Annotated in this window: 13 protein-coding genes; 2 read left to right on the top strand and 11 right to left on the bottom strand. The window is 65.1% G+C overall.

Annotation, left to right across the window (positions count from 1 at the left end; genetic code table 11):
• Positions 1-61: 61 nt before the first annotated feature.
• The 10 genes from leuS to MMB49_RS05410 all read right to left on the bottom strand — a co-directional run bounded on the left by leuS (position 62) and on the right by MMB49_RS05410 (position 15,422).
• Positions 62-3,040 carry a leucine--tRNA ligase gene (gene leuS, locus MMB49_RS05365; protein ID WP_047272278.1) on the bottom strand — a complete coding sequence of 993 codons (2,979 nt, stop codon included), beginning with the start codon at positions 3,038-3,040 and terminating at the stop codon, positions 62-64.
• A gap of 124 nt (positions 3,041-3,164) precedes the next feature.
• Positions 3,165-4,094: a transporter substrate-binding domain-containing protein gene (locus MMB49_RS05370; protein ID WP_047272279.1), complete on the bottom strand. Its 930-nt coding sequence runs from the start codon at positions 4,092-4,094 to the stop codon at positions 3,165-3,167.
• 10 nt (positions 4,095-4,104) lie between these two features.
• Positions 4,105-5,055 (bottom strand): magnesium transporter CorA family protein, encoded by a 951-nt coding sequence (locus tag MMB49_RS05375; RefSeq protein ID WP_003813378.1) that lies wholly within the window; start codon positions 5,053-5,055, stop codon positions 4,105-4,107.
• Positions 5,056-5,218: 163 nt separating this feature from the next.
• Complete coding sequence (locus MMB49_RS05380) at positions 5,219-6,055, bottom strand: histidine phosphatase family protein (RefSeq protein WP_014760283.1); 837 nt, start codon at positions 6,053-6,055, stop codon at positions 5,219-5,221.
• A gap of 120 nt (positions 6,056-6,175) precedes the next feature.
• Positions 6,176-7,750: a S10 family peptidase gene (locus MMB49_RS05385; protein WP_047272281.1), complete on the bottom strand. Its 1,575-nt coding sequence runs from the start codon at positions 7,748-7,750 to the stop codon at positions 6,176-6,178.
• A gap of 92 nt (positions 7,751-7,842) precedes the next feature.
• Positions 7,843-11,433, bottom strand: coding sequence for an ATP-binding protein (locus tag MMB49_RS05390; RefSeq protein WP_013389979.1), 3,591 nt, complete (start codon positions 11,431-11,433; stop codon positions 7,843-7,845).
• A 2-nt stretch (positions 11,434-11,435) separates the two neighbouring features.
• The gene (locus tag MMB49_RS05395) at positions 11,436-12,479 is read right to left on the bottom strand and encodes a DUF4194 domain-containing protein (protein ID WP_013389980.1); all 1,044 of its coding nucleotides are present in this window, start codon (positions 12,477-12,479) and stop codon (positions 11,436-11,438) included.
• A gap of 1 nt (position 12,480) precedes the next feature.
• Complete coding sequence (locus tag MMB49_RS05400) at positions 12,481-14,001, bottom strand: DUF3375 domain-containing protein (RefSeq protein WP_013389981.1); 1,521 nt, start codon at positions 13,999-14,001, stop codon at positions 12,481-12,483.
• 138 nt (positions 14,002-14,139) lie between these two features.
• Positions 14,140-14,991 (bottom strand): deoxyribonuclease IV, encoded by an 852-nt coding sequence (locus MMB49_RS05405; RefSeq protein WP_003820246.1) that lies wholly within the window; start codon positions 14,989-14,991, stop codon positions 14,140-14,142.
• Between the two features lie 71 nt (positions 14,992-15,062).
• Entirely contained in the window at positions 15,063-15,422 is a 360-nt protein-coding gene (locus MMB49_RS05410) for a DUF488 domain-containing protein (protein WP_047272287.1), read from the bottom strand.
• A 206-nt stretch (positions 15,423-15,628) separates the two neighbouring features.
• Here MMB49_RS05410 and MMB49_RS05415 point away from each other — a divergent pair, with 206 nt between their 5' ends.
• Both MMB49_RS05415 and MMB49_RS05420 read left to right on the top strand, forming a co-directional pair.
• Positions 15,629-16,267, top strand: a complete 639-nt coding sequence (locus MMB49_RS05415; protein ID WP_047272289.1) for a GNAT family N-acetyltransferase — start codon at positions 15,629-15,631, stop codon at positions 16,265-16,267.
• Between the two features lie 35 nt (positions 16,268-16,302).
• Positions 16,303-16,800 (top strand): GNAT family N-acetyltransferase, encoded by a 498-nt coding sequence (locus MMB49_RS05420; protein WP_014760290.1) that lies wholly within the window; start codon positions 16,303-16,305, stop codon positions 16,798-16,800.
• 193 nt (positions 16,801-16,993) lie between these two features.
• Here the strand turns inward: MMB49_RS05420 and MMB49_RS05425 are convergent, their stop codons facing one another.
• On the bottom strand, positions 16,994-17,137 hold the full coding sequence (locus tag MMB49_RS05425; protein ID WP_229940969.1) for a hypothetical protein: 144 nt from the start codon (positions 17,135-17,137) through the stop codon (positions 16,994-16,996).
• Between the last annotated feature and the right edge of the window lie 144 nt (positions 17,138-17,281).

Genomic DNA, 17,281 nt, shown 5'->3' on the forward strand with positions numbered 1-17,281 from the left:
ATCGGCCTATGTGGTCGAAGGCTCGGGAGTTATCCACATTTTCGGCGTGTCGCCGGCGGAATCACTCGGCGGGGACGATGGAGACGATCTTCGGGGCCTTGACGATCACCTTGTGCGGCGTCTTGCCGCCCAACCGGTCGGCGACCGCCTCAAGCGCCTGCTTTTCGAGGTCGGCCGGGTCGATGTCAACCGGCACCTCAAGCTTGGCACGCACCTTGCCCTTGATCTGCACCACGGCGGTGACGGTGTCATGGCCGACGTACTTCTCGTCGGCGACGGGCCACGGCTCGGCGGACAGGGATTCGTCATGCCCGAGCTTGGACCACATCTCCTCGCAGATGTGCGGCGCGATCGGTGCAAGCATGAGGATCAGAGGCTCGACGGCGGCGCGCGGCACAGCGGGCAGTGAGGTCAGGTGGTTGTTGAGCACGATGAGCTTGGCGATGGCGGTGTTCGGACGCATGCCCTCCATCTCCACGGTCACCTCGGCGATCGTGTTGTTGAGCAGCTTCAGGGTCTTGACATCCGGGGTGTCCTCGGTCACGTGCGCCTCGCCGGAGGTCTCGTCGACCACGTTGCGCCACAGTCGCTGCAGGAAGCGCATGCCGCCGACCACGTTGCGCGTGTTCCACGGGCGGGACTCGTCCAGCGGGCCCATGCTCATCTCGTACAGGCGGAACGTGTCCGCACCGTAGTTCTCGTACATGTAGTCCGGGGTGACGATGTTCTTCAGGCTCTTGCCCATCTTGCCGAACTCGCGGTTGGCGTGCTCGCCGTTCCACGTGAACGTCGGCTCGCCGTCAGCCCCGGCGGGGCCTTCCACGACCTCGTCGGCCGGCACGTACTGGCCACGGTCATCGGTGTAGGCGTACGCCTGGATCATGCCCTGGTTGAACAGCTTGTGGAACGGCTCGGCCGAATCCACGTAGCCGAGGTCGAAGAGCACCTTGTGCCAGAAGCGGGAGTAGAGCAGGTGGAGCACGGCGTGCTCGACGCCGCCGATGTACAGGTCCACGCCGCCCTCGTCGCCCGAGTACTTGTTGTGGTTCGGGCCCATCCAGTAGTCGAACTCGTCCTTCTCGACCATGTGCTCGGTGTCGGACGGGTCGATGTAGCGCATGTAGTACCAGCAGGAGCCGGCCCAGTTCGGCATGGTGTTGGTGTCGCGATAGTAGGTCTTCTTGCCGTCGCCCAAGTCGAGCTCGACCTTGACCCAGTCCTCGTTGCGGCTCAGCGGCGCCTCCGGGTTGGACTCGGCGTCCATCGGGTCGAAGGTGCGCGGCTCGTAGTTGGGCACGTCGGGCAGGTTGATCGGCAAAGCCGAGTCCGGCAGCAGGTGCGGGGTGCCGTCCTCGCCATAGACGATCGGGAAGGGCTCGCCCCAATAGCGCTGGCGGGAGAACAGCCAGTCGCGCAGACGGTAGCTGACCGTGCCCTTGCCCACGCCGGCGGATTCGAGCCAGGCGTTGACCTTGGCGATGGCGTCATCGACGCGCAGGCCGTTAAGGCTCAGCGCGTCGCCCTTGGCGGCGGTGGCCTCGACGGAGGAGTTGATCACGATGCCGTCGTGGGAGACGAACGGGGCCTTGCCTTCGTAATTGGCCAGGTCGTCGCCGGATTCGGGCAGGGGCTTGACGGTGTAGATGACCGGCAGACCGAACTTGACGGCGAAATCGTAATCGCGCTGGTCGCCGCCCGGCACGGCCATGATGGCGCCGGTGCCGTAATCCATGAGCACGTAGTCGGCGGTGAACAGCGGCAGCTTGGCTCCGGTAATCGGGTTGGTGGCGTACAGGCCGGTGAACAGGCCGGTCTTCTCGCCGCCCTCATCCACACGATCCTTGGCGGTCTTGGCCTCGGCAGCGAGCCTGTAGGCCTTCACTGCCTCGACCGGGGTGGCATAGCCGCCCTTCCAATCCTCGGGAACGTCGGCCGGCCATTCGGCGGGCACGTTCTCCAGCAGGTGATGCTCCGGGGAGACGACGGCGAACGTGGTGCCGAACAGGGTGTCGGGACGGGTGGTGTAGATCTCCATGTCCTTGCTGCCGTCGGCGGTGTCCACGGTGAAGTGCACGGAGGCGCCGTGGGATTCGCCGATCCAGTTGCGCTGCATGAGCTTGACCTTCTCGGGCCAGTCGATGCCGTCAAGGTCCTCGATGAGGCGGTGGCCGTACTTGGTGATGCGCATCGACCACTGGCGCAGCTCGCGCTGGAAGACCGGGAAGTTGCCGCGTTCGGACTTGCCTTCGGCGGTGACCTCCTCGTTGGCGAGCACGGTGCCCAGCCCCGGGCACCAGTTGACCGGGGACTTGGAGATGTAGGCGAGGCGGAAGTCGTTGAGGATGTCCTGCTGTTCGGCCTGGTCGAGGTCGGCCCATGCCTTGCCGTCGGACTCATGGCCGGGGATGGCCTTCTCGCCGGATTCGAACTTGGCGACGAGCTCGCTGACCGGGCGGGCGGAGCCCTTGGAGCCGGAGGGGTTCACGGCGTCCTCGTCGTACCAGGAATCGTAGATGCGCGAGAAGATCCACTGGGTCCAGCGCACATAGCCGGGGTCAATCGTCGCGAAGGAGCGACGGTCATCGAAACTCAGTCCCATGCGGTGCAGCTGGCGGGACATGTTGGCGATGTTGGCAAGCGTGGTGACGCGCGGGTGCTGCCCGGTCTGCACGGCGTACTGTTCCGCGGGCAGGCCGAAGGCGTCATAACCCATGGCGTGCAGCACGTTCTCGCCCTTCATGCGGTGGTAGCGGGAGACTACGTCGGAGGCGAGGTAGCCCAGCGGGTGGCCCACGTGCAGGCCCTTGCCTGACGGGTATGGGAACATGTCCATCGCGAAGTATGCCGGGCGGCCGTCTGCATTGCGGCCCTTGCCGTCCTTGAGGTCGCCGTTGACGTTGGCGGCCCAGAACGTGCCCTTGTCATCCCAGATCTTCTGCCATTTGCCTTCGATGTCCTGCGCGAGTGCCGCGTTGTAACGGTATGCGGGTTCGGTGGAATCGGTGGACGCGGGTTGCGTGGTCTTCTCGTTGTCACTCATAGACAAGGATTATCGCCACGCAACTGGACACCATCCTCACGCAGGTCATGGCATGCCGCGCATCCGGTCGATAATCGACGTGCGACGCCGACGGGGCGAGCCGCGCGCAGCCCGCCGGCCTTCATCATTCGTCGCCCTGCTCCGGGTCCGATGACGCCGTGTCCGACGATGCCGCGGGATCCGGCGGATTGAGCTTGGAGTCGACAGTGTAGCTGATCTGCCGGCGCATGCCCCGCACGGCCTGCCGCCACGTGCCGTCGTCGATCATGTCGCTCAGTATGTCACCGATGCTGTCGGCGAGCTGCGTGTTCCCGTGCTTGACCGCGATGCCGTATCGCTCCTCGCCGAACGGAGCCCCGACCACCTGCACGTACCCGTTGCCTTTCACGGTCGCGAGGCCGGTGAGGATGGCGTCGCCCGCGGCTACGGCGTCGACGTCACCGATGAGCAGTGACGTCAGGCACTGCCCGTAGTCGTCACGCTCCTCGATGGACGCCTTGGGCGCCTGGCTGCGCACGGCATCGGTCACGTCGCTGCCGGCAACCACGCACGCCTTGCGCCCGTTCATGTCCTTGATGCCGGTGATGTCGCCCGCGTCGGCGGCCCTCACCAGCAGATCCTGCCGGACGATTAGATACGGGCCGGTCATCGTCACCGCCGACTCATGCCGTTCGGTGATGCCGAAGCTGGACACCACCATGTCGACCTGCGCGCTTTCCAGCATGGAGACTCGGGAACGGGGCGTCACCGGCTTGAAGACGATCTGCTTGTCCGCGTATCCCAGCGCCTTGGCGACGTAACGGGCCACATCCACGTCGAAGCCCGAATACCCGCCGTTGTGCCATACGCCCAGACCGGGCTGGTCGGAGGCGACGCCGATCGACACCATGGGCCCCTCCGGCTGCCGTATCGACACGCCGTTCGCATCATCCCGGGAACTCAAGGAGCCGCAGGCGGTCAGGGATCCCGCAGCCCACAGCACCGCAGCCAGCGCCGCCGAAAAGCGACGCATGATGCGCCGGTGCCCCGCCTTCGTGTGTTGCAGCCCTGTCATGCCGTTCCCGTCATTTGAACATGCGCGAACGGGTCAGGAACCACGCGACGACGGCGGAGAGCACGACGGATATCGCGATGATCAGCGTGAAGCCCCATGTCTTGCCGGTGAACGGCATGCCCAGCTGCCCCGGCACGAAGTTCATGCCGTACATGGAGAAGATCAGCGTCGGGATCGACAGCGTGATGGAGATGATCGTGAAGATGCGCATCACGTTGTTCAGGTTGTTGGAGACGATCGAGGCGAAGGCGTCGGTCATGTTCGCGAGAACGCCGCTGTAGATGTTCGCCATCTCGATGGCCTGCTTGTTCTCGATGATGACGTCGTCGAGCAGGTCCTCGTCGTCCGGGTACTGCTGGATGCGCGCGAGCGTGGTCAGCTTCTCCATGACGATCTCGTTCGATTTGAGCGACGTGGTGAAATAGACCAAGGTCTTGCTCAGCTCAAGCAGCATCATGATCTCGCGGTTCTGCATGGCGTGACGCAGCTTGAATTCGAGCTTGTCGCTTTCGCGGTCGATGATGCGCAGGTACCTCAGGTATGTGCTGGCGTTGCGGTAGAGGATCTGGAGGATGAAGCGCGAACGCATGAACGTGTTGAACCCTCGGATCGTTCCCTCCATGAACGGGTGCAGCACCGGCGTGTCCTGCATGCATACGGTGATGATGAGGTCTTCGGTGACGATGATCGACAGAGGGATGGTCTCGTACCAGTCACGGCCCCCGCGCTCCTCGACGGTCGGGATGTCCACGATGATCATCGTGTAATCGTCCTCGACGTCGATGCGCGAACGTTCCTCGTCATCCAACGGGGCGCGCAGGTCGGCGAGGTCGACGCCGGTCTGTTGGGAGACCGTGGCGAGCTCCACGTCGGTGGGTTCGGACAGACACAGCCAGGAGCCGTTCTCAGGTTTTTCGATCTGCTCCACTTGGCCGTTAATCGTGCTGAACATCCTCAACATGTAGTCTCACCCACCTCTCATAACCGAACACTACCGAACATGACCGGGCACAGTCGAACATGACCGGACCGCGGGCGGCATGCCACGTCGTCTGGAAGCCTCAACAAGGATAGCCCCTATGCCACGACTTGCAAATCCGCCGCGGCCGGCCCCGCCGCCGGTCTCATCCCTCGATCGGCTTCCACATCGGCATGTGCGGGCCGTGCAGGGACTGCGGGCCGTTCTCCCAATCGCACAGAGCAGCGACCGCCGGCCCCTGGTTGAACGCCGTCATCATCCATTCGACGCCGCCCGAAGGCCGGTATACCGGTCTGAGCGTCGACCAGAACGCGTTGCGCATGCCATCCAGGTTGCTCAGGTTGTCGGGGTCCATGCCGAGCAGGGTCTCGATCGTGGCCACATGCCATGAGCCGTGCCCGACGAGCATCAGGGTGGTCGGCTCATCGGCATGCTCCGCGTTGATGCCGCGCACCAGGTCGAGCACCGCATCGGCGCCGCGCAGTCCTGTGGCGATGCGGCTCTCCACGCCGAACGCGAGCTCGCCGCCGGTGTGGATCCGCCACGAATCATAGGCGTCGGCATGCTCCGCTCGAATCTCGTCGCGGGTCATGCCCTCCCACTGCCCGAAGCTGCGTTCGCGCAGGCGCGCGTCCGCGGTCACGTCCAGTCCCAGCATATCGGCGAACGCGTGCGCGGTCTGCAACGCACGGAACAGGTCGGACGAGACGACGACCATGCGTCGCGAGGATGCGGGGACCTGCCGGTAGTCCTCGATGTCGCTGGATTTCGCCGCCCCCGGCCCCGGCTGGGCCAGCGTATCCGGATGCCGGGCGATGTTGGCCACCTTCGCCCAGTAGTAGCGTCGCGCAAGCTCCGACGCGCTCTGGTCGGCCTGCCACTGGCCGATGACGTCGAGGGGCACGTCGATCTGCCCCTGCAACCGCCTCGCCACATTGAAGGCGGTCCGTCCGTGCCGCAGAAACACCACTTCGTCAATCATGTTCGTCCTTACCGTCGCCGCATGAATCCGTGCCATCACACATCCTACAGGCATCGACCTATATCCGATCGGCTGTAACACCGATGGCGGAATGCGTCCGGCGTCACGATGCACCCGCGACTACAGGGATATCGACGGGACCACGGCCGCCGGGCGCTCGTCGATCGCGGACAGTCCGCTCACATCGGACGCGTAGAACCGCGTGAGGTCGGCGGTGAACTTGGCGAGGCTCGCCTCGCTGCTGTAGAGCATGTGCCCGGCCGGGTAGTAGGCGAAGGCCACGTTGCGGCGCAGCGGCTTCGGCAGCATCAGGTGATCGATGTCGTATTCGGTCTGGAAGAACGGCGTGCACAGGTCGTAGACGCCGTTGCCGAGCAGCACCTTCATGGTCGGCTGGTGCGCGATGGCCGCGGCCAGATCGGGCAACACGTTCGGTTGGGTCATGACCCAGCCCGATTCGCCGGGCATCCGGTGCCACCACATCCAGCCCTTGCCCGGCTCGGTGGCGTTCCAGTCGAAGTCGGCGAAGCCCTTGCGCTCCGGCATGCGGTCCCAGCCGAGCTCGTCGCGCAGATAGGCGTTGCACAGGCTCGAATACGCGGGGTCGAGCCAGGCGTCGTCGACGACGAACGTCTCCTCGTCGTTCATGCGGTCGAGGTCGTAGCCGGCGACGCGGCCATCGTAGCGTCCGACGATCTTGTCCTCGTCATGCAGCAGCGCCTTGCGGAACCTCGGATCGGACACGCGCAGATTGGAGTCGTAGACATACCGCTCGTCCAGTCCGGTCAGCTCGGCGTATCGGCGTGCGACCTTATGCCGGGTCTCGTCGTCAAGCGAGTCCCCGGCGGCCAGGGCGAGACGCAGCGGCCCCGCGGCGAAGGCACGGGCGGCCTTCAGATGCTCGTCGAGCTTGACGTCCGACGCGGCTCGGCCGTGATATTTCGCCACGGACGCATAGGTCGGGAAATATCCGACGTAGAATTCGTCGATCAGGTCGGACGTGAACGTGTAGTCGAGCACGTTGGAGATGAGCGTCAGTCCGTTCAGCGCCACACCGTCCTGCTGCAGCCGGTATGCGAGCGCCGCGCCGCGCGTGGTGCCGTAGGATTCGCCGAGCACGTATTTGGGCGAGTCCCAGCGGTGGTGTTTGCTCAGGTACGCCCTGATGAACGCGCTGAAGCCGGCGACGTCGCCGTCCACCGACCACAGTTCCGGCTTGGCCGCGTCGAGGATCTCGGAGAATCCGGCGCCGGCCGCGTCGATGAACACGAGGTCGGAGACGGGCAGCAGCGTGTGCGCGTTGTCCACGAGCGCGTAGGGGGCGGCCGGCACCGGAGCGGCGTCGGGGACGTTGATGCGCTTCGGGGCGATCGAGCCCATGAGCAGGAACGTGGTGGATGAGCCCGGGCCTCCGTTGAAGATGAACGTGACCGGTCGGGCCGGGTCTGTCTTGCCTTCGCCGTTCACGAGGTCGAACGCGGTGAAGAAGATGCTCGCGGCCTTGGGTACCTTCGGCGTGTCGATGAGTATCGTGCCGACGGTCGCCGCATAGTCGAGTTCGACGCCATTGACGGTGATGCTGTGTCTGGTGGTGTGCTCGCATGCCTCCGGCAGCTGCTTGCCCTGGGCGGGTGCCGCCGCGACGGGTCCGGCGTTGCCGGCATTCTGGGTGTTCTGGGTGTTCGTGTCGCTCATATCTGTCGCTCCTTGGATGTCAGTGCAACTATACGCCGGCCGGGCAGGCCGTCCTGGATCCTGGCCATGGTTTGCCGCGTCATCGGCGCCGCCTATTCGGCGGCGTCATCCGACTCGACGGTACCTTCCGGCTCATCTGCGCCGTCCATCTCATCGATGCCGTCCAGTCTTGCTTCGTGCAGCGTGGTGTAGCCGGTGTCGGGGTCCTTGCGGGTCACGTATGCCTTGGTGGAGACCTCCAGTATCTCGCCCGTCTTGCTTTCAGGGGCGGAGACGATGACCTGGAAACCCAGTCTCGGCAGTACGGACAGCGCGCGCCGCGTATACCGGCCGTCGGCCTTGATGAGCGCCTCGTCAAGGAAGAGCGTCGTGTAGGAAGGCTTGAGCTTGTTGTCCATGCCGCCGCCGAGCAGGTAGATCAGCGCCGCGCCGTACACGAACGAGGTCAGCTCCTGCAGGGCGCCGCCGGACCGTCCGCCGGTCGAGGTGATGCGTTCGACCTGCCCGTCCGAGTGGCGCACGAGCGCGTAGAACGAGGATCGGCACCGCGGGTCGAGGTTGCGGGCGCCGTAGCTTTTCACGCCGTTGACGTCCCTGATCTGCCCGATCTCGCGGCGCAGCATGTCGATCATCGCGGCGCAGGACGCGAACGCGCACCGGGCCCCGTCAAGATCGTCGTCCGTCTGTGCCGCCTTGCGGTCGTTGAGGGTGCCGATCACGCGGGTCAGGGCCGACCAGAACGCGCGCTCGGGGCGCCGCACGTCCGCGTGCAGGGACAGGCTGCCGTGGCGCGGGCCGAACTGCTGGCCGTCCAGCATCGCGTTGATGCGTTCCAGCTGGTCGTGGATGTCTCCGGCGTCGGTGTCTATCGCGCGTTTGATGGTCAGGAAGCTCATCAGCAGCTTGTCGAGGCAGTTGTGGTACTCGACGGCGGTGGCTTCGACGGTGGCGAGCTTCGAAAGGCTTTCCAACTCGTCCTGGTAATACCGGTAGTCGTCCACGCTGGCGGCGATCGTATCGTCACCGCCCGCATACATCTCGATATAGGCGCCCATCCGCGCCTCGACGGCGGTGCGGGCCGACGCCGCACGACCTTCGAGCATGGAGACGCGCGCCTCCAGGTCCTTGCCGATGCCGGCGATGACACGGTCGGCGAAGGTATCCCCCTGAGCCATACGCTGCGGCGCCCCCGCGCCGATGATCATGTGGGCGCGGGTCGTCGCATCCCCCAGACCGGAGAGACGCTGCTCATATGATTCGGCGAGCGCCGCCTCCACCTCGTCCGTCAGGAGAGTCCGTCCGTTCGTGACGGCTTTTGGCGAAACGTCCGCCGCTTCCCCGTCGAGCGGCCGCGTCTGCGGTTGAGGCTGCGGCTGCGCGGCATGCTCGTCGAGCCATGCCTGCGCTGCGTTCACCGCCTGATCGGCGAGCTCGGCCTGCCGTTCGATGTCGATGCGCTGGCGCTGCGAGCGGTCGAGCTCCTTGGACAGCGACTCCTGCAACGTGTCGAGTTCGGCGAGCTTGGGATTGTTCCTGACCGAGGCGATGGTGCGTTCGATGTCGGCGATCGCCGCCTTCGCGCTGTTCTCGTCGATCTTCTCCCATGCGGTGTATGCGAGCTGGTCGGCGAGTTCGCGCTCTCGCTGCAGGCGGTCGGCCTGTTCCTTCGCGCTCGCGTACGATTGCGCGGTCTCGTCGCATTGGCGTTGCGCGTCCTGGATGCGCGTGCGCAGTTGCGCCAAATAGCTTTCGTTGACGAATCCGATGACCTGCTGACGGTCCTTGATGCCATGCTGGCCGCGTTTGCCGGATTTGATCTGCCCGTCGGCCTGCACCTGCCGCACGGCATGGTCGGAGTCGTCGATGCCGTCGACGCACAAGGCGTCGAGACGCTCGGAGCTGGTCTGCTCGCGCAGCCAGCCGGCGAACGGGGAATCCTCGCGGTAGCGCAGCTTCGAGGACAGCCACACCTCTCCGTCCGTCCCGCCGGTCGCACCCGTGTTCGCGCCGCCGGGCCCGTTCCCGGCTCCCCCGCGTTCGGTGTCGACGAACTGCCAGGTGCGCCGCGCCATGGCGTGCGGGTCGATGGCGCTGACCTTGGCTGCGAATCCACGCTCATGGCGCTTGTCGACGAGGATGGTCTGGGCCATGGATCCGTATGCGGCGTTCATGGCGAGGCGCCAATGCTCCTGATCCTCGCGCACGTCCATGAGCTCCGCGACGTACGGCAGTTCGCTCGGGCCCAGCCCGGTGGCCCGGCACAGCATGGCGCGGGTCTCGTCCATCTGGCGGGAGATGCGGGTGCGCTGCGATTTCTGGCGTTCGTAATCGTCGTTCAGCCGCTGCAGCGTCTGCTTGACGGACGCGTGCGCGGCGTACGTCTGGTTGCGCATGTCGTCCAGCAGTCCCTTGCGCTGCTCATATGAGCGCATGAACGTCACGGCCTCGATGCGCCGCTCGTCCCACGCGTGCTCGTCTTTGGGGAACTCCTCGCCGGCCGCCTCGAACATGCGCCCGATGCGCTGTCTGCCGGCGGTGATGTCCGCCAGCGCGCGTTCCGCCTGCCGCATTTCCGCGTCGAGCCGTGTCAGGTCGCCGCCGTCGAGGCCTCGCATGCGCTCGCGCACCGCGTCGATGCGGGTGCGCAGGCTTTCGATGCGCTTGCCGGCAGCCCGCGCCTCACTGCGTCGCTCGTCACGCAGACGCCTGTCGAGCGGCTGCCGTTCGCTGACCTCGCCGATCATGCGGCGGATCGCCCATGCTCGGATCGTCGCCGAGCCGGACTTCGTGGCCGGGTTCACCGCGTCGAACGAGTGGACCGCGTCACGGGCCGACTCGTAGTCGCCATAGCTGGCAGTGATGGCACGCAACTTGCCCATGCGTCTGGTCTTTTCCTCCATGCTTCGGAAGTTCGCGTCGTAACGCTCGTAATCCTCCACGGTCGCACGGGCCAGGTCCAGCGCCTCGGGCACGCCCAGCACGCCCTGTTTGAAGATGTCGTCAAGGCGGGAGGGGGCGTCGGCCGACTGGATGCGGGCCAGCAGACGGCATGCCTCCGCGCTCAGGCCCATGACATCCCAAATGTGGGTGTGGAACGCCTCGGCGTTCGGGAAGGTGACGCACCCCGGATACGTGGATTTCAGCTGCGTGGGCGTGAACGACGACTCGCGGAACACGTCCATGCGGCGCGGGTCGATCGGCTTGTCCCATGCCAGGTACAGCCGTCGGACGTCGCCGCGCCCGTCGCCGGGCATCAGATAGAGGAACTTGCCGCAGGACAGTATCTGACCGGTGGTGAAGTTGCGGTAGGTGTCGACGATCGCGCCCCATATGGACCGGGGCGCGCCGGACTCGTCCCGGCCGCGCAGGTACATCGGTTCGTCGACGCCGCCGGAGCCTCCCACGCCGATCATGCCGCGCAGGTAGGTGTAGTCGCTTCGTTCCGAACGCCCCGAATTCGACGCCTTGTTGAAGGGCGTGCCGGTCGGGTAGAGCAGCGATATCTGCGCGTCGACCAGCGTCGACTTGCCGGATTCGCTCGCGCCGGCGAGCAACGTCACCGGCAGTTGCGAGTCCGTGGAGGGACGGAACTCATGGTAGCCCTCATAGGATCCCCAGTTGACAAGCCTCCTGCTTTCCATCATCCATCGGTCGGCGATCATCTGCATGTCCTTGCCGCTCATCGTCACTCCCCTTCCCGTGCAGTGCCGCCGTCCGAGGCGGTCTCGTCGTCAATGTCGCTGTCGTTCGCGCCATTGGCATCATCGGCGCCCCTGATGTCCTCGGCGGCGTCCGCATCGGCGTCATCATCGAACAGCGGAGCCTCGAACAGTTCGGCGTCGGGTCCCGCATCGTCCGAATCGCCATCGTCATCGGCGCCGCTCGCATCGGCATTCGACGTATCGCCGGCTGCAGACCGCGAGCCGGCCGGGGCCATGTCACCGGCCGGCTCGCCATCGTCGTCCCGGTCCGCGACTGCGAGCCAGCTGTCCGCCAGCTGACGGTCCAGCACCACCGGCACCAGCGGCGTGATGCAGTACATCGTCTCGTCATCGTCGAGCTGCCTGAGATAGCCGTATGTGCACATGACGGACACGATCGCGCCCACCTGCCTGAGCACGCCCTCCTCGTCGTTGCGCGAGGCGAGGTACCCGGCGCCGGTGGCGAGCGCCGCTCGGATCTCCTCGAAGCTGACCAGCCATTCGTCCGGCGCGACGTGGGCGTTCTCGTATTCGAGCACGCGGATGCGCAGGAACGCCAGCAGCGCCGCCTCCTCACGTTTGAGGCTCGCACGGGTCTTGAGCGCGCGCAGCGTCATGTCCGGCCCGCTCACCGCGGTGGCGTACATGACGCGGTAGTGCTCGTTGACGACCAGATCGAGCAGGTCGTTGTTGAGCGAACGGACGACCGCCGCGCGGTTGTCGAGCGCCAGGTCATAGAACCGTCCGCTGATGTAGCGCTCGCGTTTGAGCATGATCGCCACCATGCGCGAGTCGGCGGTCATGTCGCCCGTGTCGCCCTCGAACAGGGCGTATGGGTTGACCGCGCCTTCCGCGTCCGCGCCATCGTATTCGACGTCCACCGCATCCATGTCATCCGCGCCGGTACTGGCACTGTCGGTATCGGCACTGTCGGTATCGGCACTGCCGGTGCCGGTCATGTCGTCGCCAATCATGTCCATGTCCATGTCCGCGTCCGGCTGGGCGGCGTCGTTCGTCAGGTCGCTCATGTCAGTCCTCCTTCACGATGTCGTGCAATTCATCCTCTTGTGCGAGCACTGGGCCGGTGATCCAGTCCCTCGGGCTTCCGTCTGCCGATATGCAATGCCATGCGACACCGGCTCCGTCCCCGCAGCCGAGCTCTCCCAGGAAACCGACGAGCTCGCTTTCCTTCCGCTCGGCTTTCGGCAGCCCGTTGAAGCTGGCGACGATGTCGATGGCGCCGTTCCCGTCGTCCGCGTAGACGGGCGATTCGAGGATGAGCGCGGCCATGCGCCGCAGCCGCGGCCCCCCGTTGTCGATCATCGAACGCAGGTCGGGCGCGGTCGCATCGCCCGGTGTCTGCGGTACGGACAATCCTGGGGTGGTCGTTCGTACCATCGGGCGCGCGGGGCGCGACGGCAGCGGAGGGAACCTGCCGGCCGCGGTATCGGTCCGGTACGGTCTCGCATCGTCGCCCTGATGCGCCTTCGCGTCGGCGTTGACGTGGGCATACAGACGGTTGAGCTTGCCGAGCATCGTGCGGTATCGGGTATCGGTCTGCTGTCGCACCAGACGGCTGATCGCCTCGTCGGATACGCGCATCTGGCAACGCACCGCCTCGATGCCGTCATAGATGCGCGAAAGCTCGGCACGCACCTGATCGAGCAGGACGCCAGACTCGCCGGCCAGATACGGCGTGTGGGCAATGTCGCGCAAGGCCGCGTCGATCTGCTGCCGTCCTTCGTCGGTGATGATCACCTGGAACGCGTCCTCGAAGCGTCTTCCGCTGTCGGACTCGCTGAAGGACCTGCGGTATTCGTCGTGGTACGAGGTCAGGATGTCGTCGACGCTCATGTCGCCCGCCTGCATGCGGCGGCGGAGCGCGTCACCGTTGTCCCGTTCGTTCAACACGAGTTCACGCAGGTCTATGGGCACGCCGCGCAGCGTGTTGTGAATCACTGCAATCACGTCCTCGACCTGCGATTCGGTGAGCGCCGCCTGCCGCTGACCGTGGCGTATCTGACGTATCTCGTGTTTGCGCGCCTTGATCTCCCGGTTGAGCAACGCCACGCGCTCGCCGGGGTCGGCGGTAAGCTGCATGCGCGCATGCTCGATCTCCATGATGATCGAGTTCGCCTGCGCGCCCGACAGCGTGCGGGAGTCATCCTCAAGCCGCGACAGCGCCTCGATCGCACGATGGGCGCGGGCGGTGAGACGGTACAGGAACCGGTGCGATGCGGCGTCATGCGAGTTGGCGAGCCATGCGTAATCGTCATCGCCCTCACGGGTCAGGTCGGCGAGGATGCGCCGGGAGGCGTCCGCGATGGTCTGATCCTCCCTGAGCTGGTATTCGCCGGAGTCGACGAGCCGGGACAGGCTTTGCGAGAAGCTTTCCTCCAGGGTCTCACGGGGCAGCTCGCCGGTCAACGGGTCGAAGGCCGCGCGGAGCAGCGCCACGTACATCATCGAATTCTGACGGAGCAGCAGTCTCAGCACGCCGGTTTCATAGACCGGCCTCAGCCGTTCCATCTCCCGTCGGATATCACCCACGAAAGGCCTCGCTTTCCACTCGTCCTGGCTCGGCGCACGTCACGTTCGCCGGACAAACCACGCTAGCACAAGACGGCGCTATCGGCGTCTCCCGTCGCGTCACCGCCACGGAGAACGCGGCCGCGGCCACTGGTGCGTTCACTGCACGAGACCGCGCAGCAGGGCGATCTCCTCGCGATGCGTGGTCTCGGTCAGTTCCTTGGTTTCGAGGATCATCGGCAACCGTGACAGACGCGGGTCGTTGACCATTCTGGTGAAGAACGGAATGCCGAGGTGGCCGTCGCCGATGTTGGCGTGGCGGTCCTTGTGCGATGACAGGCCGAACTGGGAGTCGTTGACGTGCACCGCCTTGACGCGTTCGAGCCCGATGACGTCGTCCAGCTGCCGCATCACGCCGTCGAAGTCGTTCACCAGATCATAACCGGCGTCCAGCACATGGCACGTGTCGACGGTGACGCCCACGTTCGCCTTGTCATCGACGCCGTCGATGATGGTCGCCAGCTCCTCGAAGTTTCGCCCGCATTCGGTGCCCTTGCCCGCCATCGTCTCCAGCAGCACCATGATGCCCGGCTCCAGCCCGAACACGCGGTTGAGGCCGTCGCTGATCAGAGAGCATCCGCGATCGGGCCCTTGCCCCACGTGCGCGCCAGGATGGATGTTGATGTATATCTCCTGCCCGGTCTCACGGATCGGCGTCAGCAGTCGGATGTCCTCGGCGAGCGCCCGTATGGCGAACTCGCGCTTGTCGGGATCCTTGCCGGCGAGGTTGTAGACGTAGGGAGCGTGGACGACGAGCGGGCCGTAATGCTCGGCCGTCAACTGCCGCGCGAATGCGACGGCCCCGGACGGGTTGAGCGCCTTGGATGGCCGCCCGTACGGCGAGCGCGGGAAGAACGCGAATGTGGTGCCGTGTTCCTCATGCGAGCGTTTCAGCAGCGCGCTCCACCCGCCTGCCGTGGACAGGTGCGATCCGATATACAGTTCCTTCATCCGTGTTGTCCCTTCATTCGTATCGTTTCCCGGCGATGGTTCCCGGCTGTCGTGGCGGGTCGGCGCCGTTTTCATTTCGCCGCAGTCGCATCCTCAAGATAATCGCGCAGCACCAGGGCATGATTGACCTGAGGGTCCTTGGCGGCGTACAGCAAGGTCACGTCGGGATACTCCGCGCAGATGCGCAGCAGTTCCTCGGCAGCAGCGTTGGCATCGAGCTCCGTGATGTATTGGGCGCGAAATTCCGCGAATCTGGCGGGATCGTGCCCGAACCACTTGCGCAGCTGGGGAGAGGGGGCGACGTCCTTCATCCACAGGTCCAATGCCGCGCGCTCCTTCGTCATGCCGCGAGGCCACAGACGGTCAACCAGCACGCGATACCCGTCCGGAGCCTCCGGCGACTCATATATCCGTTTGATTGCGATGCCCATGCGTCCCATGATTGGCTTGCGCCCGCGGGATGTCAAGCGTACATAACGCAACGGGATGCCAAAACTTGGAGATACGACCGTTTTCGGTGGGAAAGGCCCCCTATCTGCGAGTTTTGGCATCCTGCCGCACGACCCGCCCCCCCTGATACGGTGTTAGGTGTTATCCTTGCCCGTACCCGACGGGCAAACGAACGAGAGGAATCGCCATGGACACCATCGAGACCGAACGACTGCTGCTGCGCCCTTGGAAGGTCGATGACGCGGCTGAGGCGGCATCGCTGTTCCGGTATGCCAGCGATCCGGAAATCGGGCTGAGATGCGGCTGGCCGCCACACACCAGCGTCGAAGGCAGCATGCATGACATACGCAATATCCTCGCGGTCGAAAACAACTGGGCCATTACCATCAAGGGCGGCGCGCCGAACAGCAACGCGCCTGTGGGCAGCATCGCGCTCAAGCCCGTCAGCCACCGCACCGCCGACGCCGTTGCCGCCGATCCTGAACTCACCAAACGCTACGGCAAGTACCTTGGCGACAGCGCGCTGGAACTCGGATACTGGATCGGCCGGCCGTTCTGGGGCAAGGGATACATGCCCGAAGCATTGACCGCCGTGCTCGGCTACGCCTTCGACACGCTGCGCAAGGACGCGGTATGGGGCGGCCACTTCGCCGAGAACACGCAATCCGGGCGAGTTCAGGCCAAGTGCGGCCTGCACGTCGTCGCCGAGTCGAAACAGGATTATTTCCCGCTCATCGACCGTCACTATGACTGCGTCTACCGCATCATCACCGCGGGCGAATGGCGCGATGCCGAACACCGGCAGATGGCGAGGATGATCGCCTGATTCACGAACGGGCGTCTCTGCGGCAACGGCATATAATGCAAGACATGACGACCCGCATTGTTCCCATCGAGCCGCAGTGGTTCATGCAGAAGGCCGAAGTCCAATCGCGTACATGGCGCGAGCTCAATCAGGGGCATATCCCGCAGGACATCGTGGATGCGATCACCCCGGCATTCGCACTCAAGCTGACCCGTGGCCACGCCGCCGACCCCAACCAGGTTGTGCTGATCGCGTTGGCTGACGACCGTGTGGTCGGATTCATCGAACTGCTGCGCACTCCGCGGCCCCCGATCAATCGGCCCGAGGCCGCGGAACTGGCGTCATTGTACGTGTTGGAATCCGAGCATCGCCACGGAGTCGGCCGCGCTCTGGTCGAAGCCGGACGGCAGGCAGTCGGCAACGACCGGCTCGTCTTGTGGGTCGTCGGTTTCAACACCAACGCTCAGGGATTCTACCGACACATCGGATTCCACGAGACCGGACTGACCCAGACCGAGGATATGGGGCCGGAACTCGAAATGATCAACTACTAGCCGGCCGCTGGTCCAGCTGTCGTTCAAGCTGCTGCGCAAGACGCTGAACGTGAATGCGAGTGGCCTCGTTGGCGAAGTCTGCGCACGCCTTGCTGCCGTACAGCGCCGCTCCACACGGATCGGCAAAGCGTGGGTCGCCGCACAGAGCAGAGCGGACGACGCCGAGCGTGTCTGACAACGGCATGGCGGCCTGTTATTCCGCATCCTGCGGCACTTGGGCCTTGGCGGCCTTGATGTTCTTGTCCATAATCTGCGCGGCCAGCCGTTGCACTTCCGGCGAATCCGACGTGACTCCCGTATCGAACAACCGCCTCCATTGCTCGGCATCGGCGAGCATGGAATCCTGCGACTGCCTCAGTCGGCTTTCGCGAATCCGTGAGAGCCGACTGCGCTCCTCCGCATCCAGCCGCACCCATCGCTCAGCGGCCGCGACGCTGCCAACAGGATAGATCTTTACGCGGCGTCAACCGCAAGACGTGAC

The sequence above is a fragment of the Bifidobacterium sp. SKU genome (genome assembly GCF_026016405.1).
GTDB lineage: Bacteria > Actinomycetota > Actinomycetes > Actinomycetales > Bifidobacteriaceae > Bifidobacterium > Bifidobacterium bifidum.